17 protein-coding genes are annotated in these 20954 nt (G+C 65.3%); 16 read left to right on the top strand and 1 reads right to left on the bottom strand.

What is annotated here, in order from left to right:
• Nucleotides 1-141 precede the first annotated feature (141 nt).
• The 3 genes from aspT (AC1RHV_RS21070) (at nucleotide 142) to aspT (AC1RHV_RS21060) (ending at nucleotide 5496) form a co-directional block, all read left to right on the top strand.
• Nucleotides 142-1833: an aspartate-alanine antiporter gene (gene aspT / locus AC1RHV_RS21070; RefSeq protein ID WP_054450920.1), complete on the top strand. Its 1692-nt coding sequence runs from the start codon at nucleotides 142-144 to the stop codon at nucleotides 1831-1833.
• Between the two features lie 104 nt (nucleotides 1834-1937).
• A complete protein-coding gene (locus AC1RHV_RS21065; RefSeq protein WP_119450897.1) occupies nucleotides 1938-3758 on the top strand; it encodes a bifunctional aspartate transaminase/aspartate 4-decarboxylase in 1821 nt (606 codons plus the stop codon).
• 37 nt (nucleotides 3759-3795) lie between these two features.
• Nucleotides 3796-5496, top strand: a complete 1701-nt coding sequence (gene aspT, locus AC1RHV_RS21060; RefSeq protein WP_054450923.1) for an aspartate-alanine antiporter — start codon at nucleotides 3796-3798, stop codon at nucleotides 5494-5496.
• Here the strand turns inward: aspT (AC1RHV_RS21060) and AC1RHV_RS21055 are convergent.
• The gene (locus tag AC1RHV_RS21055) at nucleotides 5493-6428 is read right to left on the bottom strand and encodes a LysR substrate-binding domain-containing protein (RefSeq protein WP_054450925.1); all 936 of its coding nucleotides are present in this window, start codon (nucleotides 6426-6428) and stop codon (nucleotides 5493-5495) included. The two genes, aspT (AC1RHV_RS21060) and AC1RHV_RS21055, sit on opposite strands and share 4 nt — an antisense overlap.
• A gap of 95 nt (nucleotides 6429-6523) precedes the next feature.
• Here AC1RHV_RS21055 and AC1RHV_RS21050 point away from each other — a divergent pair, with 95 nt between their 5' ends.
• The 13 genes from AC1RHV_RS21050 (at nucleotide 6524) to AC1RHV_RS20990 (ending at nucleotide 20889) form a co-directional block, all read left to right on the top strand.
• The gene (locus AC1RHV_RS21050; protein ID WP_054450927.1) at nucleotides 6524-7729 is read left to right on the top strand and encodes a CaiB/BaiF CoA transferase family protein; all 1206 of its coding nucleotides are present in this window, start codon (nucleotides 6524-6526) and stop codon (nucleotides 7727-7729) included.
• The gene (locus AC1RHV_RS21045) at nucleotides 7726-8493 is read left to right on the top strand and encodes an enoyl-CoA hydratase/isomerase family protein (protein ID WP_054450929.1); all 768 of its coding nucleotides are present in this window, start codon (nucleotides 7726-7728) and stop codon (nucleotides 8491-8493) included. Before AC1RHV_RS21050 ends, AC1RHV_RS21045 begins: the two co-directional genes overlap by 4 nt.
• Nucleotides 8494-8558: 65 nt before the next feature.
• Nucleotides 8559-9533 (top strand): tripartite tricarboxylate transporter substrate-binding protein, encoded by a 975-nt coding sequence (locus tag AC1RHV_RS21040; RefSeq protein ID WP_492301900.1) that lies wholly within the window; start codon nucleotides 8559-8561, stop codon nucleotides 9531-9533.
• A 10-nt stretch (nucleotides 9534-9543) separates the two neighbouring features.
• A complete protein-coding gene (locus AC1RHV_RS21035; RefSeq protein ID WP_054450934.1) occupies nucleotides 9544-11370 on the top strand; it encodes an acyl-CoA dehydrogenase in 1827 nt (608 codons plus the stop codon).
• 148 nt (nucleotides 11371-11518) lie between these two features.
• Nucleotides 11519-12160, top strand: a complete 642-nt coding sequence (locus AC1RHV_RS21030; RefSeq protein WP_042792543.1) for a peroxiredoxin — start codon at nucleotides 11519-11521, stop codon at nucleotides 12158-12160.
• Between the two features lie 271 nt (nucleotides 12161-12431).
• Nucleotides 12432-13412 carry a sulfate ABC transporter substrate-binding protein gene (locus AC1RHV_RS21025; RefSeq protein ID WP_225589316.1) on the top strand — a complete coding sequence of 327 codons (981 nt, stop codon included), beginning with the start codon at nucleotides 12432-12434 and terminating at the stop codon, nucleotides 13410-13412.
• 24 nt (nucleotides 13413-13436) lie between these two features.
• Nucleotides 13437-14327, top strand: coding sequence for a sulfate ABC transporter permease subunit CysT (cysT, locus tag AC1RHV_RS21020; RefSeq protein WP_492301898.1), 891 nt, complete (start codon nucleotides 13437-13439; stop codon nucleotides 14325-14327).
• Nucleotides 14324-15223, top strand: a complete 900-nt coding sequence (gene cysW / locus AC1RHV_RS21015) for a sulfate ABC transporter permease subunit CysW (protein ID WP_054450940.1) — start codon at nucleotides 14324-14326, stop codon at nucleotides 15221-15223. Before cysT ends, cysW begins: the two co-directional genes overlap by 4 nt.
• 12 nt (nucleotides 15224-15235) lie before the next feature.
• Entirely contained in the window at nucleotides 15236-16300 is a 1065-nt protein-coding gene (locus AC1RHV_RS21010) for a sulfate/molybdate ABC transporter ATP-binding protein (protein WP_492301897.1), read from the top strand.
• Nucleotides 16297-17040, top strand: coding sequence for a phosphoadenylyl-sulfate reductase (locus tag AC1RHV_RS21005; RefSeq protein ID WP_492301895.1), 744 nt, complete (start codon nucleotides 16297-16299; stop codon nucleotides 17038-17040). Before AC1RHV_RS21010 ends, AC1RHV_RS21005 begins: the two co-directional genes overlap by 4 nt.
• A gap of 41 nt (nucleotides 17041-17081) precedes the next feature.
• Nucleotides 17082-17990, top strand: coding sequence for a sulfate adenylyltransferase subunit CysD (gene cysD / locus AC1RHV_RS21000; RefSeq protein WP_059379315.1), 909 nt, complete (start codon nucleotides 17082-17084; stop codon nucleotides 17988-17990).
• 41 nt (nucleotides 17991-18031) lie between these two features.
• A complete protein-coding gene (locus AC1RHV_RS20995) occupies nucleotides 18032-19330 on the top strand; it encodes a sulfate adenylyltransferase subunit 1 (protein WP_310531087.1) in 1299 nt (432 codons plus the stop codon).
• 212 nt (nucleotides 19331-19542) lie between these two features.
• Nucleotides 19543-20889, top strand: a complete 1347-nt coding sequence (locus AC1RHV_RS20990) for a PA0069 family radical SAM protein (RefSeq protein ID WP_175162835.1) — start codon at nucleotides 19543-19545, stop codon at nucleotides 20887-20889.
• The last annotated feature ends 65 nt before the right edge of the window (nucleotides 20890-20954 follow it).

Raw genomic sequence — 20954 nt, 5'->3', positions numbered from 1 at the left:
TATTTTTTGACGCGAGGACTACACATCTTGTGATTTCAGTATTCCAAATCTTTTGATTTCTCGAAAGATTCTGATAATGTGTTCCGCGCGCAGCTAGATTCGCGCAAGTGCTTGGCCTGTACAGAACGAAGGAGATTCGGGATGGAATGGTTCTTTGACACTCTGCGAAAATATCCGGAACTTGCGATATTCCTTACCCTCGGTCTCGGGTACTGGATAGGCGCCAAGAAACTCTTCGGATTCAATCTGGGAGCCGTGACTGGCACGCTGCTGGTCGGCGTGCTGGTGGGACAGCTCAATATCACGATCGCTCCCGTCCTCAAGCAGGTCTTCTTCCTGCTCTTCCTCTTCGGTCTGGGTTACGGCGTCGGACCGCAGTTCTTCCGAGGGATGAAAAGCGATGGCCTTCCGCAGGTCATCTTTGCCGTCATTATTTGCGTGATCTGCCTGTTGGTGACATGGGCGACAGCCGTAGGCTTCGGCTTCGATGCCGGCACCGGCGCAGGCCTGCTGTCAGGGGCCCAAACCATTTCCGCGGTCATGGGCGTGGCGACGGACACCATCAACGGATTGGGCATAGACGCAGCAACCAAAAAGAAATGGATTGACAGCATTCCCGTCGCGTACGCGGTCTGCTACATCTTCGGCACGGTTGGAAGCGCCTGGATCCTGGCATCCCTGGGCCCGAAGCTGATGCGCGTGGACATCGTCAAAGAATGCCAGGAATACGAAGCCAAGATGTCGGGGGGCGCCGACTCGATGGAGTTGTCGGGCTACCGCAAGTTCATCGCGCGCGCCTACAAGCTGGACCGCGAGGAATTCGCCGGCAAGACGGTGGGAGAGCTGGAGTCCCGCTTCGTCGAGGCCCGGGTGTTCGTGGAGCGCATCCGGCGCGGCGACCAGATCATCGACAGCGATGCCAAGACGGTGCTGCAGCAAGGCGACGTGCTGGGCGTGACCGGCAGGCATGATGCGTTGGTTACGCAGGCCGCCGGCATCATCGGCACCGAAGTCGAGGACCGCGACCTGATCAACATGCCCGCCGAGGTCGTCGAAGTCGTCTTGACCAACAAGAACATCGCCGGCAAGACCATCAAGGAAATCGCCGACAGCGAAGCGGGCCGCGAACTGGGACGCGGCGTGTTCCTGCGCAAGGTCGTGCGCGGCGGCCACGACATGCCGATCAACTGGGGCTTGAAGCTTGACCGCGGCGATCGCCTGTTCGTGCTGGGCGCCAAGCGCGACGTTGAGCGCGTGGTCGGCCGGCTGGGCTACGTGGATCGCGCCACCAGCCAGACCGACATGGTCTTCGTCGGCTTCGGCATTCTGCTGGGCGGCCTGTTCGGCTCTCTGGTGCTGACCGTGGGCGGCGTTCCCGTCACCCTGTCGACCTCCGGCGGCGCGCTGATTTCCGGCCTGATCTTCGGCTATCTGCGTTCGGTGCATCCGACCTTCGGCCGTGTGCCGGAACCGGTGCACTGGTTCCTGACATCGGTGGGGCTGACGACGTTCGTCGCGGTCGTGGGTATATCGTCAGGGCCGGGATTCGTGCTGGGCTTCCAGCAATTGGGCGCCAAGCTCTTCATCGCGGGCATCATCGCCACCAGCGTTCCGATGATCGTGGGCGTATACATTGCGCGGTATGTATTCAAGTTCCATCCCGCCATTGCGTTGGGAGTCTGCGCCGGAGCCCGGACCACCACCGCGGCCATCGGCCAGATAACTGAAACGGCGAAGAGCCAGGTGCCTGCCCTGGGCTACACGGTTCCTTACGCCATCGGCAATACCCTGCTCATCATCTGGGGGATTGTCATCGTCATGCTCATGTCCTAGCAGAACGCCCCGCCAGCCCCGCGCTTGCGGGGCGTTTTGCAAGCGCGCCGGCGCGGCCGGCGACGCTCAGCGCCTGTCACCATGCAAACCAGGAGTACTGAACAATGGCTTCCACCGCGCCTCTTACCGTCAGCCTGGCTTCGGCCTTGAAAACCACCCGTTCGCGCCAACGCGACCTGGAGCAGCTTTCTCCGTTTGAACTCAAGGACTACCTGATCACGCTGGCCAAGGACAACCAGCACACCGCCGCCATCACCATGCTGAACGCGGGCCGCGGCAACCCTAACTGGATCGCCACCGAACCGCGCGACGCCTTCTTCCTGATGGGCCAGTTCGCGATGAAGGAAGCGCGCCGCGTGCGCGACGAGTCCATCCTGGCGGGCATGCCGGCCAAGAAGGGCTGCGCCGACCGGATGCGCAAGTTCCTGGCCAAGCACAAAGGCATGGACGGCTACGATTTCCTGGTCGGCGTGCTGGAGTACGGCGTCAAGGTCAAGGGCTTCGACCCCGACGCGTGGGTCCATGAACTGACGGACAGCATCATCGGCGACAACTATCCCGTGCCGCCGCGCGCGCTGGTCCATCTTGAACAGATCGTGCACGATTACCTGATCAAGGAAATGTGCGACGGCCGTCCGCCCAAGGGCAAGTTCGACCTGTTCCCGGTCGAAGGCGGCACGGCGGCCATGTGCTACATCTTCGATTCGCTGATGCAGAACGGCCTGCTCAAGCAGGGCGATACCATCGCGCTGTTCCTGCCGACCTTCACGCCCTATATCGAGATCTCGCATCTGGAGCGCTTCCAGTTCAAGATCGTGCCGATCAACGCCAGCAGCCTGCGGGCCGACGGCACCCATGATTGGCACTATCCGGCGTCCGAAATCGCCAAGCTCGAGAATCCCAAGATCAAGCTGGCGGTCACGGTCAACCCCAGCAACCCGCCGTCGGTGGCGTTCAGCCCGGTCGAGATGAAGCAGATCGTGCGCCTGATCCGCAAGAATCCGGACCTGGTGCTGGTGACGGACGATGTCTATGGCACCTTCGTGCCGAACTTCCGCTCGCTGATGGCGGAAGTGCCGCACAACACCATCTGCGTGTACTCGTTCTCGAAGAACTTCGGCTGCACGGGATGGCGCCTGGGCGTGATCGCGACCCATGAAAAGAACACCATGGACCGCCGCATCGCCGAATTGCCTGCATCCTGGAAACAGCGCCTGAACAAGCGCTATGGCGCCATGACGATGGAGCCCGAAAAGCTCAAGTTCATCGACCGGCTGGTGGCCGACAGCCGCAACGTCGCGCTGAACCACACCGCGGGCCTGTCCTTGCCGCAGCAGGTGCAGATGGGATTCTTCGCGCTGTCGCACCTGATGGACCTGAAGGACTCCTACAAGCACCTGACGATGAAGATCGTGCGCGCGCGCCGCGATGCCTTGTGGCGCGGCCTGGGCATACCCATGCCGCCCGAAGATCCGATGCGCGCCTGGTACTACGTCGAGCTGGATTTCATGGTCTGGGCCAAGATCACGTACGGCGATGCGTTCTGCAAGTACATGATGGCCAACTACGAGCCGGTCGACTTCCTGTTCCGCCTGGCCGAGAAATCCGGCGTGGTGCTGATGGACGGCGGCGGCTTCGGCGGTCCGCCATGGTCGATCCGCGTGTCGCTGGCGAACCTGGACGACGGCGACTACGCCAAGATCGGCAAGCATATGGTCGAAGCCGCCACCGAGTACGTCGAGGCGTGGAAGGCCGGCGAACTGGTTCGTTCGGGCCCGACGGCCGGCAAGGGCCAGACCACGAAGGCGCCCGCGGCCAAGCGCAAGGCGGGCAAGACCGCGGCAGCCAAGAAAGCGGTCAAGAAGGCAGTGAAGAAGGCCGACACGGCGGCGAAGTCCGCCAAGAAGGCCGTGGCGCGCAAGTAGGCGGGCCGGGCAGCAACCTCCAGGGCGACATGACGACATGACTTGTACGGTCGGGTTTTTCAATAGCGTTCCCATCGCGGTGCTGTTTGTGACGGTGGGCTTGGGATACCTGATCGGCAAGCTGAAAGTCGGACCGATCCAGCTAGGCGGCGTGTGCGGAACACTCATCGTCGCCCTGCTGATCGGCCAGACGGGTTGCCAGATGCGCGGCGACCTCAAGGAAGTCGCCTTCGCCCTGTTCATATTCGCGATGGGGTACTCGGGCGGGCCGCAGTTCTTTGCCAACCTGAACCGCTCCAGCTTGCGCTACATCGCGCTGCCTATCATCGAAGCATTGCTGGTGCTGACCATCGTGCTGGCCGCGGTGCCGCTGTTCGGCCTGGACGCTGGGACGGCGGCGGGCCTCGCGGCCGGCGCGGCCACCGAATCGGCCGTGGTAGGCACGGCGGCAGAGGCGCTCAAGCATCTGGGCCTGGCGGATGCCGAGGTCCAGCGCATGGAAGCCAACATCGCCACGGCCTACACGCTGACCTATCTGGTTGGCCTGATCAGCATCGTGTTCTTCACCAGCCAGGTAGCGCCAGCGCTGTTGCGCATGAATCTGCGCGAGGCTTCCAAGGCATTGGAGGAAAAGCTCGGGGTGGCGGCCGGGGAGGGCGAGGACGCGAACATGCCCACCTTGCCGCGGCTGGTGGGACGCTCGCATGTGGTCAAGGACGCGGATGGCAAAAGCGTGGCTGAAGTGGAGGCCGCGCTGGGCGGACGCACCGTCATCAGCCGCATCCTGCGCAATGGCGAGGCGGTGGACGCCACGCCCGGCGACATGCTGGCCACGGGCGACATCGTGGTGGTGCTGGGCTTGCGGCGCTTCGCGCTGCGCGCGGGTTCCGTCATCGGACCCGAAATCCAGCTGCCGGAGGCGCATGCCGACGACTTGCAGCTGAGCGAGCTGGCCGTCATCGTCAACAAGAAAGCCGTCAATGGCCATACCGTCGGCGAACTGGCGAAGCGGCCCAACGCCCAGCGCGCGCGCGGCGTGTTCCTGCAGTCCATCGTGCGCTCGGGCCATTCCTTGCCGATCACGCCAGCCACCGTGGTGCAATACGGCGACCTGGTTACGCTGGTCGGCGCCGAGCCCGAACTCTCCCAGGCCGGCGCGGCGCTGGGCAATGAGCTGCGGCGCAGCGGCGTGACCGACCTGGTGTTCCTGGCGTTCGGCATCCTGGCCGGCTTGTTGATCGGCAGCCTGAGCGCGCGGATGTGGGGCATCCCCGTGTCGCTGGGCAGTGGCGGGGGCGCGCTGGTCAGCGGTCTGGTCTGCGGCTGGATCAACGCCAAGCGGCCCTCGATAGGCCACATGCCGGACCATGCCGTGCAGTTGCTGAAGGATCTGGGCCTGGCTGTGTTCGTGGCCTGCGTGGGCTTGTCGGCGGGGCCGGAAGCCATCGCGCTGATCCGCGAGCACGGCGCGGTATTGCCGCTCATCGGCCTGCTGGTGTCGCTGGGGCCTGCCTGCCTGTCGCTGTGGGTGGGACACAAGATCCTGAAGATCGAAGGTCCCTTGCTGGTCGGCGCCATCGCTGGCCAGCATGTCAGCACGCCGGCCATCAGCGCCATCCTGACCTCCAGCGGCAGTTCCGTGCCGCTACTGGGCTACACGGTGACCTACGCCATCGCCAACGTGCTGCTGCCAGTGCTGGGGCCGATCATCGTGTCGCTGGCGCACCATCTGGGTTAGCGCGGGCTCTGCTTCAGCAGCGCGCATCCCTGCCACGCCTGATCGTCGATCAGGCGTTTTATTTCGTCCTTGCACAAGGCCATGATCTGGCTCACCGCCGGCGTGGGGGGCAGGCTCTCGCTGGCGCATAGCACCAGTTCGCGCGACAGCGTGTCGTCCAGGGCATGCGCCACGATCGACCCTTCCGCGATTTCGGGCTGCGCGGCCGAGCAGGGCAGGATCGTGGCGGCCATGCCGCTGCGCACCGCGGGGACGAGGATGGCCGAGGTGCTGGCTTCGGCAAACAGATTGCAGGTCAGGCCGGCGGTCAGGAAGGCATGGTCCAGGCGTGCGCGCAGCGTGTTGGGCAGGCTGGGCAGAACCAGGGGCAAGGCGGCGAAGTCCGCGATGGCCAGCGTGCGGCGCGGCAGCGCGACGCTAGCGTGAGCCAGCAGGAACAGGCTCTCGCGCAGCAGTGGCGTGCGCAGCAGTCCCTGCATGGGTTGCTGGTCCGGCGACAAGGAAAAATCGATGCGTCCCTGCAGCACCAGCTTGGTCAGGTCCGCGCTGGGCACATCGACGATTTCCAACACCACCGAAGGCAGCTCCGCCTTGGCCCGGCGCATCAGCGGCAACGCCAGCATGCGCGCGGTGCTGGAGGCCAGTCCTATCGACACCGTGCCGGTGACCTGGTCCCCGGTCTTAGACAGCAGGCTGCGAGTGCTGTCGACCTGACGCAGGATGGTTTGCGCGTGCCGGTACAGCAACAGGCCTTCCGCGGTGGGCTGGGCGCCTTTGACCCCGCGCACCAGCAGTGCGACGCCCAGGCTTTCCTCCAGCAGCGCCATCTGCTGACTCAGCGCGGGTTGCGCCACATGCAGACTTTCGGCGGCCCGGGTCATGTTGCGCATTTCAACCACCCGGACGAAGTACTTGAGCTGACGCAGATTCATTGGATAAGAAAATCTTATGAATGGATCGGAAAACAGTATTTTCGGGACCTGTGAAGCGCTGCCTAGAATGGGCTTCGCATCACGGGAGGACGAACATGAGTCTGCCATTGGCAGGGCTGAAAGTGCTGGATCTGACTCGGGCCCTTTCCGGGCCTTTCTGCACAATGATTCTGGGAGACCTGGGCGCCGAGGTCGTCAAGGTGGAACCCATGCCCGCCGGCGAGATGGCGCGGCAGTGGGGCCCCTTCGATGACGACATAAGTGTTTATTATCTTAGTGCCAATCGCAGCAAGCAAGGCATAGGCGTGGACTTCCGCAAGCCGGAAGGGATCGCGCTGCTGCGCAAGATGGCCCTGGCTTCCGACATCGTGGTCGAGAACTTCAAGGTCGGAACGATGGAGGCGATGGGCCTGGGATACGAGGCGTTGGCGCAAGAGCATCCGGGCCTGATCATGGCGTCGATTTCCGGCTTTGGCAGCAAGGGGCCGGCACGGGACTGGGCCGGATTCGATCAGGTCGCGCAGGGCTATTCGGGCTTCATGAGCCTGACCGGCACGCCGGAATCGGGGCCGATGCGGGTGGGCGTAGCCGTCGGCGACTTGAGCGCCGGCATGTGGCTGACGATAGGAATACTGTCCGCCGTCGCGCAGCGCGCCTCGACTGGTCGCGGGCAGCATGTCGAAACCTCGCTGCTGGCGGGCCTCATGGCGTTGCTCAGCGTGCAGGGCCAGCGCTACCTCAGCAAGGGAGAGATCCCGGAACCCTGCGGCAACGTGCATCCGGTCATCGCGCCCTACGGCACCTTCGAGACCGCGGACGGGCCGCTCAACCTGGCGCCCGCGACCCAGGCGATGTGGGTCAGGCTTTGCGGCATTCTCGGACTGTCCCATCTGGTGTCCGACGAGCGGTTCCTGACGAACGCCGAGCGCATGCAGCACCGCTATGCGTTGAAGCAGGAGCTGGAGGCGGGGCTCAAGCGCAAGACGCGCATGGAATGGACCGCGCTGATGATCGAGGGCGGCATTCCCGCAGGCCCCATCAATACCCTGGAGGATGTGTTCGCCGACGCGCAGGTGCAGGCTTGCGGACTGGTCCGCTCGTTGACGCATCCGGTGTTGGGCGAATTGCGGCAGGTGGACCTGCCCCTGGGCCTGAGCGGCGCGCAGGCGCCGAGCCGCCGCGCTCCGCCCGTGTTCGGCCAGCACACGCGCGAGGTATTCGCCCGTTACGGGATGGCAGATGCCGAGATCGACCGGCTGCTGGCCGAGGGCGTGGCGCATCAGGCGGAGACGTGCACATGACGGGTCCCGCCGATACGCCCAGCCTTGCCGTCGACGGCCACGTGGCGACCATCCGGCTGCGCAGGCCCGGCCATGCCAACCGGCTCGGGCCGCAGGACCTGGCGGTCCTCAGAGAGCATCTGGACAGGGTCAACGCGGACGACGCCGTGCGGGTGCTGCGCTTTCAATCCGACGGCAAGTATTTTTGCAGCGGGTATGACATTTCGTCCCTGGCGTCCGACAGCGCGCCCAGCTCTCTTTATTTTGGCCAGACCATGGACCTGATCGAGGCGGCGCGGCCAGTGACCATCGCCGCGGTGCAGGGCGGGGCCTATGGCGGCGGCACGGACCTGTGCCTGGCTTGCGATTTCCGCATCGGCACGCCGCAGTCCGACATGTTCATGCCGGCCACGCGCCTGGGCCTGCACTTCTACGCGGGCGGCATGTCGCGCTATGTGACGCGCCTGGGCCTGGACCAGGCCAAGCGCCTGTTCCTGACGGCGGAAAAAATCCAGGCCGACGAAATGCTGCGCATTGGATTCCTGACCGAGCTGGTGCCGCAAGAAATGCTATCGGCCCGGCTGGACGCCCTGAGCGCGCAGATTGCGGCAATGGCTCCGATTCCGCTGTTCGGCGTGAAAGCGCACCTGAACCGCATCGCGCGGGGCGAGCTCGATCTGGCCGCAATCGAGCAGGCGGTGCTGCGTTCCGAGCAGTCCCGCGACCTGGCCGAGGGCGCGCGGGCGTGGAAGGAGAAGCGCGCGCCGGATTTCACCGGCCGCTGACGCGGCCGGCGCATGACCAGAGAGCCGCGCCACAAGCGGCTCCGATTCCATCAAAGGAGACCCTGATGAAACCTGCTATTGCCGTCCATGGCGCCTTGCTTGCCGCCATCGCCTTGTCCGCGATGTCCGGTGCCGCGCATGCCGCCGATCCTTATCCCTCCAAACCCCTGACCTTGGTGATCGGGTTCCCGCCCGGCGGCGGGGCGGATCAAGTGGGGCGGGTCTATGCGAATGCGCTGGCCAGGCAATTGAAGCAGCCGGTGGTCGTGGAAAACCGCCCTGGCGCCGGTTCCACGATCGGCGCCAGCCTGGCCGCGCGCGCCGCCGCCGACGGCTACACGCTGTACCTGGGGAATTCCAGCGTCATGGGCAGCGACAGCGCCTTGTACAAGGTGGATTACACGCCGGACAACTTCGTGCCCGTGGCCCAGCTCACGACCGGCCCCATGGTCCTGATCGCGAACGCAAAGCTGGGGCTGAAAAGCGTGCAGGACCTGATGGACCGGGCCAGGAGCAAGCCGGGGTCCATCAATGTCGCCTCGTCCGGCAACGGCGTCATCACGCATCTGGCCGCGGTCGAGTTCATGACGCTTGCCAACGTGAAGCTGATGCACATTCCCTTCAAGGGGGGCGCCGCGGCGGCGCAGTCCGTGGCGGCGGGCGACACAGATATCTCGTTCGCCACGGCGCCTTCGGCCAAGTCGGTGATCGATACGGGCAAGGTGGTGGCCCTGGCGGTCACGTCTGGCCAGCCCTCGCGCCTGTTGCCCTATCCGACCATCGCGCAGACCGTGCCCGGCTATGACGTGTCCAACTGGTGGGGAATCTTTGCTCCCAAGGGCACGCCGCCGCAGGTGCTGGACACGCTGTTCAAGGCCAGCAACGATGTGCTGGCGCTGGCCGATGTGCAGCAGGGCATGGCGGCCGGATACGAGGAAGTGACGCCGTCCGCGTCCTTGGCCGCGTTCGGGGAGTATGCCCGCAAGGAAGGAAGCAAGGGTTTAAGATTGGCCAAAGAGAGTCAGGAAACGGCCAATTGATGGAGACCCCATGCCCTACGTAACCCCGCTGCAGGACTTCCGCTTCGCTTTGAAGGAGCTGGCAGGACTCGATGACGTCCTGAAACTGCCCGGCTTCGAAGAAGTCACGCCGGATCTGGTGGACGCCATCCTGGAAGAAAACGGCCGCTTCGTCGAGCAGGCCGTGGCGCCTTTGAACGTGCCGGGCGATACGCAGCCGCCGGTCTGGAAGGATGGCCAGGTCACGACCACGCCGGGCTACGCGCAGGGCTTCAAGGATTACGCCGCGGGCGGCTGGCAGGGCTTGCAGCATCCGGTGGAGTGGGGCGGGCAGGGCCTGCCCAAGCTGGTCGCGGCGGCGCCGGGCGAGAACATCCAGGCGGCCAGCCTGGCGTTTTCCCTGTGTCCCATGCTGACGGACGGCGTGATCGAAGCCTTGTTGACGGTCGGATCGGACGCGCAACGCAAGCAGTACGTGCCGCAGCTGATCGGCGGCAAGTGGACCGGCACGATGAACCTGACCGAACCGCAGGCCGGCTCGGACCTGGCGCAGGTCGCGACTCGTGCGGTGAAGCAGGACGACGGCAGCTACCGGCTGACGGGCCAGAAGATCTTCATCACCTATGGCGACCACGATCTGGCCGAGAACATCATCCATCTGGTGCTGGCGCGCACGCCGGACGCGCCGGCCGGCGTGAAGGGGATCTCGCTTTTCATCGTGCCCAAGTTCCTGGTGCAGGCCGACGGCAGCCTGGGCAAGCGCAACGACGTCTGGTGCGCGTCGCTGGAGCACAAGCTGGGCATCCACGGCAGTCCCACCGCAGTGCTCATGTACGGTTCGGGCAAGGGCGACGTGGGCGAAGGCGCCATCGGCTATCTGGTCGGCGAGCAGAACCGCGGCCTGGAATACATGTTCATCATGATGAATGCCGCCCGCTATTCGGTGGGGCAGCAGGGCATAGGCGTGTCCGAACGCGCCTATCAGCATGCCCTGGCCTATGCGCGCGAGCGCGTGCAGGGCCGCGCGGTCGAAGGGTCGGCCGGCCCCGTGGCCATCGTGCGCCATCCGGACGTGCAGCGCATGCTGATGACCATGAAGGCGCTGACCGAGGCGGCGCGCGCCGTGTCCTACGTGACGGCGGCCGCGCACGACAAGGGCACGCATCATCCGGATCCGGAGCAGCGCTCGCGCAACCGGGCCTTCTATGAGTACATGGTGCCCATCGTCAAAGGATTCTCCACCGAGACCGCGGTCGAGGTCGCATCGCTGGGCCTGCAGGTGCACGGCGGCATGGGCTATATCGAGGAAACCGGGGCCGCGCAGTATTACCGCGACGCGCGCATCCTGCCCATCTACGAAGGCACGACCGCGATCCAGGCCAATGACCTGGTCAGCCGCAAGACGCAGCGCGACGGCGGCGCCACCGCCCATGCCGCAATCGCGGCGATGCGCGAGACGCTGCGCGCAGTCGAGAACGAGGCGATGCGCGCGTCGGCGGACGATCGCGAAGGACTGCGCCTGCTGCGCGACAACCTGGACAGCGCCATCCAGGCCTACGAGGCCGGCGTGGCATTCATCCTGGAGCAGTCGCCGACCAATATCAGGGCGGTCTATTCCAGCAGCGTGCCCTATCTGATGCTGGCCGGCGTGGTGCACGGCGGCTGGCAGATGGCGCGGGCCGTGCTGGCCTGCCGCCGGCATCTGGCGGCAGGTTCCACCGATCCGTTCTACGGGGCCAAGCTGGCGACCGGATTGTTCTACGGCGCCCACATCCTGCCGCGCGCGCTGGCCCTGTCCGCCGCAGTGCGGGCCGGGGCGGTGGCGGACGCCTGCGGCGCCAGCTTGAATATTGCATAAGGTTATATGACTTGCGTATTTCCCCGGCTACAGGTTTGATGGAAGAATCGTTTCACAGACGCTGACCTGCGCCATGAAACGCTTTTCCTGCGCTGCCCGCCGCGACGGGCGGCCAGCCCCCAACCTGCATCCGCACACTGGAGACACCATGAGTCATCTACGCCTGGGCGACACCGCCCCTGATTTCGAACAGGAATCTTCGGCAGGGCCGATCCGCTTCCATGAGTATCTGGGCAACAGCTGGGGTGTTCTTTTCTCGCACCCGGCCGATTTCACGCCCGTCTGCACCACTGAACTGGGCTACACCGCCAAGCTGGCCGACGAATTCGCCAAGCGTAACGTGAAGGTGCTGGCGCTGTCCGTGGACGGCACCGATTCGCACACCAAGTGGATCGAGGACATCAACGACACGCAGTCCACCAAGGTCAACTTCCCGATCCTGGCCGACAAGGACCGCAAGGTGTCCGAGCTTTACGACATGATCCATCCGAACGCCAACGCCACGCTGACCGTACGCTCGGTGTTCATCATCGACCCCAACAAGAAGGTGCGCCTGACCATCACGTATCCGGCCAGCACCGGCCGCAACTTCAACGAGATCCTGCGCGTCATCGACTCCCTGCAGCTGACCGACAGCCACAGCGTGGCCACGCCGGTGAACTGGGAAGACGGCGACGATGTGATCATTGTTCCGTCCTTGCAGGACGAGGCCGTGATCAAGCAGAAATTCCCGAAGGGCTACAAGGCCGTGCGTCCCTATCTGCGCATTACGCCTCAGCCGAATAAGTAAATTCGGAAATCGAAGGGGCGGGTCTCCGTTAGCAACCGCCGCCTGCCCCTTGGGGAGGCGGCGGTTTTTCATTGGGGCGCGCATGGGGCCAGGGCAAATTCCCATTGCTGGGACACCGGTCCTATATGCCTGCGAGCGATGAGCAACCAAATAATGATTCGTTCCGTTCAGAACGCCCAGCCAGCACACTTGCTCCCACATTGCCGAACACAGGGAGCATGGGATGTCTTTCAGGAAAGCCGGTTGGTTGGCCGCCTTGGCCGCAGTGACGATGTCGTTTGCCGCGATTGCGCCGGCGCAGGCACAGCAGAAGCAGACGCTCCTGAATGTCTCATATGACCCGACCCGCGAGCTGTATCGCGCCATCGATGATGCGTTCATCAAGCAATACAAGGACAAGGCCAACGTCGACCTGACCATCCGCCAATCGCACGGCGGTTCGGGCCGCCAGGCGCGCTCCGTCATCGACGGCCTGGAAGCCGACGTGGTGACGCTGGCGCTGGCCTATGACATCGACGCGGTTGCCGACCGTGGGCTGCTGCCTGCCGATTGGCAGGCCCGCCTGCCGCAGAACAGCTCGCCCTACACCTCCACCATCGTGTTCCTGGTGCGCAAGGGCAACCCCAAGCAGATCAAGGACTGGGACGACCTGGTCAAGGATGGCGTGCAGGTCATCACGCCCAATCCCAAGACCTCGGGCGGGGCGCGCTGGAACTACCTGGCCGCCTGGGCCTATGCGCTGGAGAAGAACGGCGGCAGCGAGGACAAGGCCCGCGCCTTCGTGGGCGACCTGCTCAAGCACGTGCCGGTGCTGGACACTGGCGCGCGCGGCGCCACCACCACCTTCGTGGAGCGCGGCGTGGGCGATGTGCTGCTGGCCTGGGAAAACGAGGCTTTCCTGGCGCTGGAAGAGCTGGGTCCGGACAAGTTCGACATCGTGGTGCCGTCGCTGTCCATCCTGGCCGAGCCGCCGGTGGCCGTGGTCGACAAGGTCGTGGACAAGAAGGGTACCCGCGCCGCGGCGCAGGCCTATCTGGAATTCCTCTACACGCCCGCCGCGCAGGAAATCATTGCCAAGAACTACTACCGGCCCATCGACAAGACCGTGGCCGCCAAGTACGAAAGCAAGTTTCCCAAGGTCAAGCTCGTGACCATCGACGACAAGATCTTCGGCGGGTGGCGCAAGGCGCAGAAGGACCACTTCAGCGACGGCGGCACCTTCGACCAGATCTACCTGCCGCAAAAGAAATAAGCATCTGACGATCGGACGACGGCCATGACGACAGCCTCGAACCCGGTGGCAAGCGGCGCGCAAGCGCCTTTTGCCTTTCGGCGCAACAGCCCGGGCGTGCTGCCCGGATTCGGCATCTCGATGGGCTACGCGGTGCTGTACCTCAGCATCCTCGTGCTCATTCCGCTGGCGGCCTTGCCGATCAAGAGCGCGGGCCTGGGCTGGCAAGGCTTCTGGGACGCGGTGACCGCGCCGCGGGTGCTGGCCTCGTACAAGCTGACCTTCGGCGCGTCGTTGATCGCGGCGCTGGTGAACCTGGTGTTCGGCACGGTGGTGGCCTGGGTGCTGGTGCGCTACCGCTTTCCGGGCAAGAAGATTCTGGATGCGCTGGTGGATCTGCCGTTCGCGCTGCCCACGGCGGTGGCGGGCATCGCGCTGACCTCGCTGTATTCGCAGAAGGGCTGGCTGGGCGGACCGCTGGCCGACTGGTTCGGCTGGAAGGTGGCATTTACGCCCTTGGGCATCGTGATCGCGTTGATCTTCATCGGCGTGCCGTTCGTGGTGCGCACGGTGCAGCCGGTGCTGGAAGACGTGGAGCGCGAAATCGAGGAGGCCGCGGCCAGCCTGGGCGCCAACCGCTGGCAGGCCATACGCCGGGTGCTGCTGCCCATCATCATGCCCGCCTTGATGACGGGCTTCGCGCTGGCGTTTGCACGCGCGGTGGGCGAGTACGGCTCGGTGGTGTTCATTGCCGGCAACATGCCGATGGTGTCCGAGATCACGCCGCTACTGATCATCGCCAAGCTCGAGGAATTCGACTACGCGGGCGCTGCCGCCATTGCCACGGTGATGCTGGTGCTGTCCTTCGCGCTGTTGCTCGTCATCAATCTGCTGCAGGGCTGGCAGGCCCGCCGCAACCTCGGGAGGCTCGCATGAGCGCCGCGGACCGTCCCGCCCATCTGACCGAGCCGCGCTGGGTGCGCGGCGTGCTGCTCTTCATCGCGCTGGGATTCCTGGCGCTGTTCCTGCTGGTGCCGCTGGCAGCGGTATTCGCCGAAGCCTTCAAGAAGGGCTGGCAGCTGTACCTGGACGCCATCGTCGAGCCGGACGCGCTGTCCGCCATCCGACTGACGCTGCTGGTGGCGGCCATCGCGCTGCCGGTAAACCTGGTGTTCGGCGTGGCCGCGGCCTGGGCGATCACCAAGTTCCAGTTCCGCGGCAAGCAGTTCCTGATCACCCTGATCGACCTGCCGTTCTCGGTGTCGCCGGTGGTGGCCGGCCTGGTGTTCGTGCTGCTGTTCGGCACCCAGGGCTGGTTCGGCGGCTGGCTGCAGGAACATGACATCAAGATCGTCTACGCGGTGCCGGGCATCGTGCTGGCCTCGCTCTTCGTGACCTTTCCGTTCGTGGCGCGCGAGCTTATCCCCCTGATGCAGGCGCAGGGCAGCGAGGAAGAGCAGGCTGCGCTGACCCTGGGCGCCAACGGCTGGCAGATCTTCTGGCGCGTCACGCTGCCCAACATCAAGTGGGGCCTGCTGTACGGCGCCATCCTGTGCAACGCGCGGGCCATGGGCGAGTTTGGCGCGGTGTCGGTGGTGTCCGGGCAGATCCGCGGCCTGACCAACACCATGACCCTGCACGTCGAGATTCTCTACAACGAGTACCAGTATTCCGCGGCGTTCGCCGTGGCGTCGTTGCTGGCCCTGCTGGCGCTGGTGACGCTGGTGGCCAAGAACGTCGTCGAGTGGCGCAACGCGCGCTTTCAGCAGGCCGCCGACCTGCCGGTCGAGTATCCCGGCCAGCCGGCCGCCATCAAGCCGGCCCTGGCCTGACAGGAGACAAGCATGAGTATCGAAGTCCGCAATCTATCCAAGCGCTTCGGCCAGTTCCGCGCGCTCAACGACGTCTCGCTGCATATCGAGACGGGAGAGCTGGTCGCGCTGCTGGGCCCGTCGGGCTGCGGCAAGACCACGCTGCTGCGCATCATCGCGGGGCTGGAGTCGGCTGATTCCGGCAGCGTGCTGTTCGCGGGCGAAGACGCTACCGCGGTGGACGTGCGCCAGCGCCAGGTCGGTTTCGTGTTCCAGCACTACGCGCTGTTCAAGCACATGACGGTGTTCGAGAACGTGGCCTTCGGCCTGCGCGTCAAGCACCGCTCGCAGCGTCCTTCGGAGGACGTGATCCAGCGCAAGGTGCATGACCTGCTGGGCCTGGTGCAGCTGGACTGGCTGGCCGATCGCTATCCCGCGCAGCTCTCCGGCGGCCAGCGTCAGCGTATCGCGCTGGCGCGCGCGCTGGCGGTGGAGCCGCGGGTGCTGCTGCTGGACGAGCCCTTCGGCGCGCTGGACGCCATGGTGCGCAAGGAATTGCGGCGCTGGCTGCGCCGCCTGCACGACGAGCTGAATGTGGCCAGCGTGTTCGTCACCCATGACCAGGAAGAAGCGCTGGAAGTGTCTGACCGGGTGGTGCTGATGAACTCGGGCCGCATCGAGCAAGTCGGCACGCCGCGCGAGGTCTGGGAAGCACCGGCCACGCCCTTCGTCTACGGCTTCCTGGGCGACGTCAACCAGTTGCAGGGCTTTGCCACGCGGGGCGTCTGGAACGGCGCCGGCCTGTCCTTGCCCGCGCCAGAGCTGGCGCAGGCCGAAGCGCAGCGCGCCACGGCCTACGTACGGCCGCACGAGTTCGAAGTCGAGCGCTACCGTGCCGGAGCTGACGGCATTCCGGTGCGCCTGGCACACGCCTTCCTTGCCGGGCCCAGCGCCTATCTGGAGCTGGCGAGCGAGGATTCCGACGCCATCATCGAAGCCGAGGTGCCCGAGTCCCTGTACCGGGAGTTGGGCCTGCGCGATGGCGAAATTCTGTTGGCGCGTCCGCGGCGGGCGCGCATTTTCGCGACGCAATCATGAGCACTACCGATCTTTTGCCTGAACTCGAGTCGGGCCTGGCCGCGCGCTGGCGCGAGCTGGGCGCACGCCTGGCCGACGTGCAGCAGCGCTACCCGGACGCCGCGCTGGCGTCCTCGCTGGCGGCCGAGGACATGCTGCTGACGCACGCCATCTACAGCGCCGGCCTGGACCTGGAAGTCTTTACGCTGGACACGGGCCGGCTGCACGCCGAAACGCTGGGCGTACTGGACGCCGTGCGCGAACGCTACGGCCGCGAGGTCTCCGTGTACCGGCCGATAGCGGCCGCGGTCGAGCAGCACGTCGCCGAACACGGCGCCTATGCGTTCTATGAAAGCGTGGAGCTGCGCAAGGCCTGTTGCCAGATCCGCAAGGTCGAGCCGCTCAAGCGCGCGCTGGCCGGACGCGGCGCCTGGATCACCGGGCAGCGGCGCGCGCAATCCACCACCCGCGGCGAACTGCCGCTGGAAGAACACGACCAGACCTTCGGCCTCTACAAGTTCAATCCGCTGGCCGAATGGAGCGAAGAGGAAGTCTGGTCCGCCATCCGCGCGCTGGGCATCCCGTACAACCCGCTGCATGACCAAGGCTACCCGTCCATTGGTTGCGAACCCTGTACCCGCGCCATCCGTCCGGGCGAGGACCTCAGGGCAGGGCGCTGGTGGTGGGAGTCGTCGGACTCCAAGGAATGCGGCCTGCATGCGGGCAACCGGGTCATCGGCATCGCGGCGCGCGCCGACTGATGCGGCCCACGAATTCGAAATCTGTTTTAGGGGAAGTGCATATGTCTGCAGTGATCCAACGCAGCCACCTGGATTGGCTGGAATCGGAAGCAATATTCATCCTGCGCGAGGTGGCCGCCGAAAGCGAGAAGCCCGTGCTGCTGTTCTCTGGCGGCAAGGACTCCGTGGTGCTGCTGCGCCTGGCCGAGAAGGCATTCCGGCCGGGACGCTTTCCGTTCCCGCTGATGCACATCGACACCGGCCACAACTTCGACGAAGTGATCGCCTTCCGCGATGCGCGCGCGGCAGAACTGGGCGAGACCCTGATCGTGCGCAGCGTCGAGGATTCGATCGCGCGCGGCAGCGTGGTGCTGCGCCGCGAGACCGATTCGCGCAATGCCGCCCAGGCCGTGACGCTGCTGGAGGCGATCGAGGAATTCGGCTTTGACGCCTGCATCGGCGGAGCGCGCCGCGACGAGGAAAAGGCCCGCGCCAAGGAACGCATCTTCTCGTTCCGCGACGAGTTCGGCCAATGGGATCCGAAGGCGCAGCGTCCGGAACTCTGGAACCTGTTCAATACCCGCGTGCATCGCGGCGAGAACATGCGCGTGTTCCCGATCTCGAACTGGACCGAGCTGGACGTCTGGCAGTACATCCAGCGCGAGCAGCTGGCGCTGCCGTCGATCTACTACAGCCACCAGCGCGAGGTCGTGCGCCGCAAGGGCCTGCTGGTGCCGGTCACGCGGCTGACCCCGCCGCAGGATGGCGAACAGGTCGAACGCCTGCAGGTGCGCTTTCGTACCGTGGGCGATATCTCCTGCACCTGCCCGGTGGCGTCCGATGCCGCCGACACCCGGGCCATCATCGCCGAAACAGCGGTGACCGACATTACCGAGCGCGGCGCCACGCGCATGGACGACCAGACTTCCGAGGCCTCGATGGAGCGCCGCAAGAAGGAAGGCTATTTCTGATCGCTTGACACGCCGGCATCAGCCGGCGACCAGGAACGCACATGAACGCACTCAACGATTCTTTTCTTTCCGGCGCCGATACGGGCGTGCTGCGCCTGATCACCGCCGGCTCGGTGGATGACGGCAAATCGACGCTGATCGGCCGCCTGCTGTATGACAGCAAAGGCGTGTTCGCCGACCAGCTGGACGCGATCTCGCGCGCCAAGCACAAGCGCGTGGCGGGCGACGGCATCGACTTTTCGCTGCTGACCGACGGCCTGGAGGCCGAACGCGAACAGGGCATCACCATAGACGTCGCCTACCGTTACTTCTCGACGCCCGCGCGCAAGTTCATCATCGCCGACGCGCCGGGCCACGAGCAGTACACGCGCAACATGGTCACGGGCGCTTCAACCGCCGACGTGGCCGTCATCCTGATCGACGCCACCCGCGCGGCCGACGGCGTGCTGCTGCCGCAGACCAAGCGGCACAGCACCATCGCGCGCCTCTTGGGCATCCGCCATATCGTGGTGGCGGTCAACAAGATGGACCTGGTGGACTGGGACCGCGCCGTCTTCGAGCGCATCCGCGATGCTTATGCGGATCTGGCAGGCAAGCTGGGCATCGAGCACTTCGACGCCTTGCCGCTGTCGGCGCTCAATGGCGACAACGTCGTCACCTTGTCGCCGCAGACGCCGTGGTACGACGGGCAGCCTTTGCTGGCCTTGCTGGAATCGCTGGACCTGGCAAGCGACGGCCGCGCCTTGCCGCTGCGCTTTCCGGTGCAATGGGTGGCACGCCATGACGGCAGTCGCAAGGATGACTTCCGCGGCTATGCCGGCCGCGTCGCCAGCGGCGTGCTGCGGCCGGGCGACGAGATCACGGTGCAACCCTCGGGCGTGACGGCTGTTGTGAGCGAAGTGCGCGCCTTCGACCGCGCGCTGGATGAGGCGGTGGCGGGCGACTCGATCACGCTGGTGCTGGATCGCGACGTGGACGTGTCGCGCGGCGACGTGATCGTGCATGCGTCGGCGCCGGCGCAGGTCGCGCGCGAATTCGAAGCCGAGCTGTGCTGGCTCGATGCGCAGGCCTTGAATCCCGCGCGCAAGTATCTGTTGAAGGCGGGTACGCGCCTGACCTCGGCGAAGATCCGCGCGGTGCTGTCGCATCGTGACATCCACGAATTGCAGGAAGTGGAGAACACCGAGGGCACGCTGCGCATGAACGACATCGGACGCGTCACGCTCACCACGCGCGAGTCGTTGGCGGTTGATCGTTATGCCGATGTGCCCGCGACGGGCGCATTCATCCTGATCGACGAGGCCACGCATCAGACTGCTGCGGCAGGCATGTTGCGCTAATCCGCAAGAGGCCGGAAAACAACGGGTTTCCAGCCCCTGCGGGACCTGTTGTTTTTCTGCTAGATCCAGTATTGGCGCGGGTTTCCGGGCGATCTCGCCTGGTGAAATCGATTTGTCCGGACGGCGCCGGCGTCTTGCGGTAAAGTGGGGCTGTCTTACGAAAAGGCTTTTGGTGCTTGTCAAAACCACTGTGTTTTTGTACAGTAGTTTTCATGGCACGCACCGATCATTCTTTTCCCGCCGGTTCTGGGTCCCCGGCTGCCGCCCCCGCCGCCTTGCGCGGTCGGGGTGCGGTTACTAATGTTCGGCATCGCTTTCAGCGCGATGACCGCGTGCAGGTCGACGACGGCTGGTCCTCCTCCGGCCTGCCCGCCGACTTCATAGATTCCGTCCCCGATAATTTCCCCGAAGCTGCCGCCGGCGAGCAAGCCGCCCGCGTCATTCCCATCCTGCCGGATGCGCGCATAGCGCCCGCCGCTCCCAAGACCACGGTCACTGCTGAAGAAGCGCGCAAGATGCTGTCGCGCAACGATTCGCCCGATATCCCCTTCGACGTGGCGGTGAATCCGTACCGGGGCTGCGAGCATGGCTGCGTCTATTGTTACGCCCGGCCCACGCATTCCTACCTGGGCCTGTCGCCCGGGCTGGACTTCGAAACCCGGCTGGTGGCCAAGGCCAACGCGGTAGAGGCCCTGCGCGCCGAACTCGCGCGGCCCGGCTACAAGCCGTCTCCCATCAACATCGGTTCCGCCACCGACGCCTACCAGCCCATCGAACGCGAATGGCGGCTGACGCGCGGCCTGCTGGAACTGATGCTGGAAACCCGCCATCCGCTCACCATCGTCACCAAGAACGCGCTGGTCGCCCGCGACCTGGACCTGCTGGCCGCGCTGGCCGAGCAGAAGCTGGTGGTGGTGTACATGAGCATCACCACGCTGGACGCCGGCATGGCCCGCACGCTGGAACCGCGCGCCGCCGCGCCGTGGCGCCGGCTGGAAGCCGTGCGCAGCCTGACCGACGCCGGCGTGCCGGTCGGCGTGCTGGTCGCGCCCATCATCCCGTTCATCAACGACGAGTCCATGGAGCACATCCTCCAGGAGTCCAAGGCGGCCGGCGCGCACTATGCCAGCTACACCGTCCTGCGCCTGCCCTGGGAGGTCAAGACCCTGTTCGAGGATTGGCTCAACGCCCATTTCCCGGACCGCGCCCAGCGCGTCCTGCATCGCATCGAAGACCTGCGCAATGGCCGCCGCAACGATCCCAACTTCGGGTCGCGCATGCGCGGAACCGGCGTCTGGGCGGATCTGCTGCGTCAGCGGTTCACCATCGCCACGCGCAAGCTGGGCCTGAACCGCCATCGCCTGGCGCTGGACTGCGACCGTTTCCTGCCTCCTGCCGCAACTGCGGCGAAGGCTGCCGATTTCCTATCCCCGGTTGGCGCGCAAGCGTCTTCAGGGGTCCCTTTTCCCGCCGTATCGCCCGCAGCCGGCGGCGCGCACGGGCGCGCAGCGCGCCAGTTGCAAGCCATGGCCGCAGGCCAGTTGTCATTGTTCGATTGACCGCCGGCTGCCGCCGCGGATGCCTGCCGGGGGGCTACGCCTGGCGCTGGACCGTCTTTCCTAGG

The sequence above is a fragment of the Achromobacter sp. GW823-FHT04E03 genome (assembly GCF_058796095.1).
The sequence above is the reverse complement of the archived record's forward strand: the minus strand, read 5'-3'. Positions and strand labels throughout refer to the sequence as shown.

What these genes read in the sequence shown, in the direction of transcription:
- AC1RHV_RS21045 (WP_054450929.1), top strand. Translation starts at nt 7,726, where the DNA reads ATGACGGGTCCCGCCGATACGCCCAGCCTTGCCGTCGACGGCCACGTG.
- AC1RHV_RS21040 (WP_492301900.1), top strand. Translation starts at nt 8,559, where the DNA reads ATGAAACCTGCTATTGCCGTCCATGGCGCCTTGCTTGCCGCCATCGCC.
- cysW (WP_054450940.1), top strand. Translation starts at nt 14,324, where the DNA reads ATGAGCGCCGCGGACCGTCCCGCCCATCTGACCGAGCCGCGCTGGGTG.
- AC1RHV_RS21005 (WP_492301895.1), top strand. Translation starts at nt 16,297, where the DNA reads ATGAGCACTACCGATCTTTTGCCTGAACTCGAGTCGGGCCTGGCCGCG.
- AC1RHV_RS20995 (WP_310531087.1), top strand. Translation starts at nt 18,032, where the DNA reads ATGAACGCACTCAACGATTCTTTTCTTTCCGGCGCCGATACGGGCGTG.
- cysD (WP_059379315.1), top strand. Translation starts at nt 17,082, where the DNA reads ATGTCTGCAGTGATCCAACGCAGCCACCTGGATTGGCTGGAATCGGAA.
- AC1RHV_RS21065 (WP_119450897.1), top strand. Translation starts at nt 1,938, where the DNA reads ATGGCTTCCACCGCGCCTCTTACCGTCAGCCTGGCTTCGGCCTTGAAA.
- aspT (WP_054450920.1), top strand. Translation starts at nt 142, where the DNA reads ATGGAATGGTTCTTTGACACTCTGCGAAAATATCCGGAACTTGCGATA.
- AC1RHV_RS21055 (WP_054450925.1), bottom strand. Translation starts at nt 6,428, where the DNA reads ATGAATCTGCGTCAGCTCAAGTACTTCGTCCGGGTGGTTGAAATGCGC.
- cysT (WP_492301898.1), top strand. Translation starts at nt 13,437, where the DNA reads ATGACGACAGCCTCGAACCCGGTGGCAAGCGGCGCGCAAGCGCCTTTT.
- AC1RHV_RS20990 (WP_175162835.1), top strand. Translation starts at nt 19,543, where the DNA reads ATGGCACGCACCGATCATTCTTTTCCCGCCGGTTCTGGGTCCCCGGCT.
- AC1RHV_RS21030 (WP_042792543.1), top strand. Translation starts at nt 11,519, where the DNA reads ATGAGTCATCTACGCCTGGGCGACACCGCCCCTGATTTCGAACAGGAA.
- AC1RHV_RS21035 (WP_054450934.1), top strand. Translation starts at nt 9,544, where the DNA reads ATGCCCTACGTAACCCCGCTGCAGGACTTCCGCTTCGCTTTGAAGGAG.
- AC1RHV_RS21050 (WP_054450927.1), top strand. Translation starts at nt 6,524, where the DNA reads ATGAGTCTGCCATTGGCAGGGCTGAAAGTGCTGGATCTGACTCGGGCC.
- AC1RHV_RS21010 (WP_492301897.1), top strand. Translation starts at nt 15,236, where the DNA reads ATGAGTATCGAAGTCCGCAATCTATCCAAGCGCTTCGGCCAGTTCCGC.
- aspT (WP_054450923.1), top strand. Translation starts at nt 3,796, where the DNA reads ATGACTTGTACGGTCGGGTTTTTCAATAGCGTTCCCATCGCGGTGCTG.
- AC1RHV_RS21025 (WP_225589316.1), top strand. Translation starts at nt 12,432, where the DNA reads ATGTCGTTTGCCGCGATTGCGCCGGCGCAGGCACAGCAGAAGCAGACG.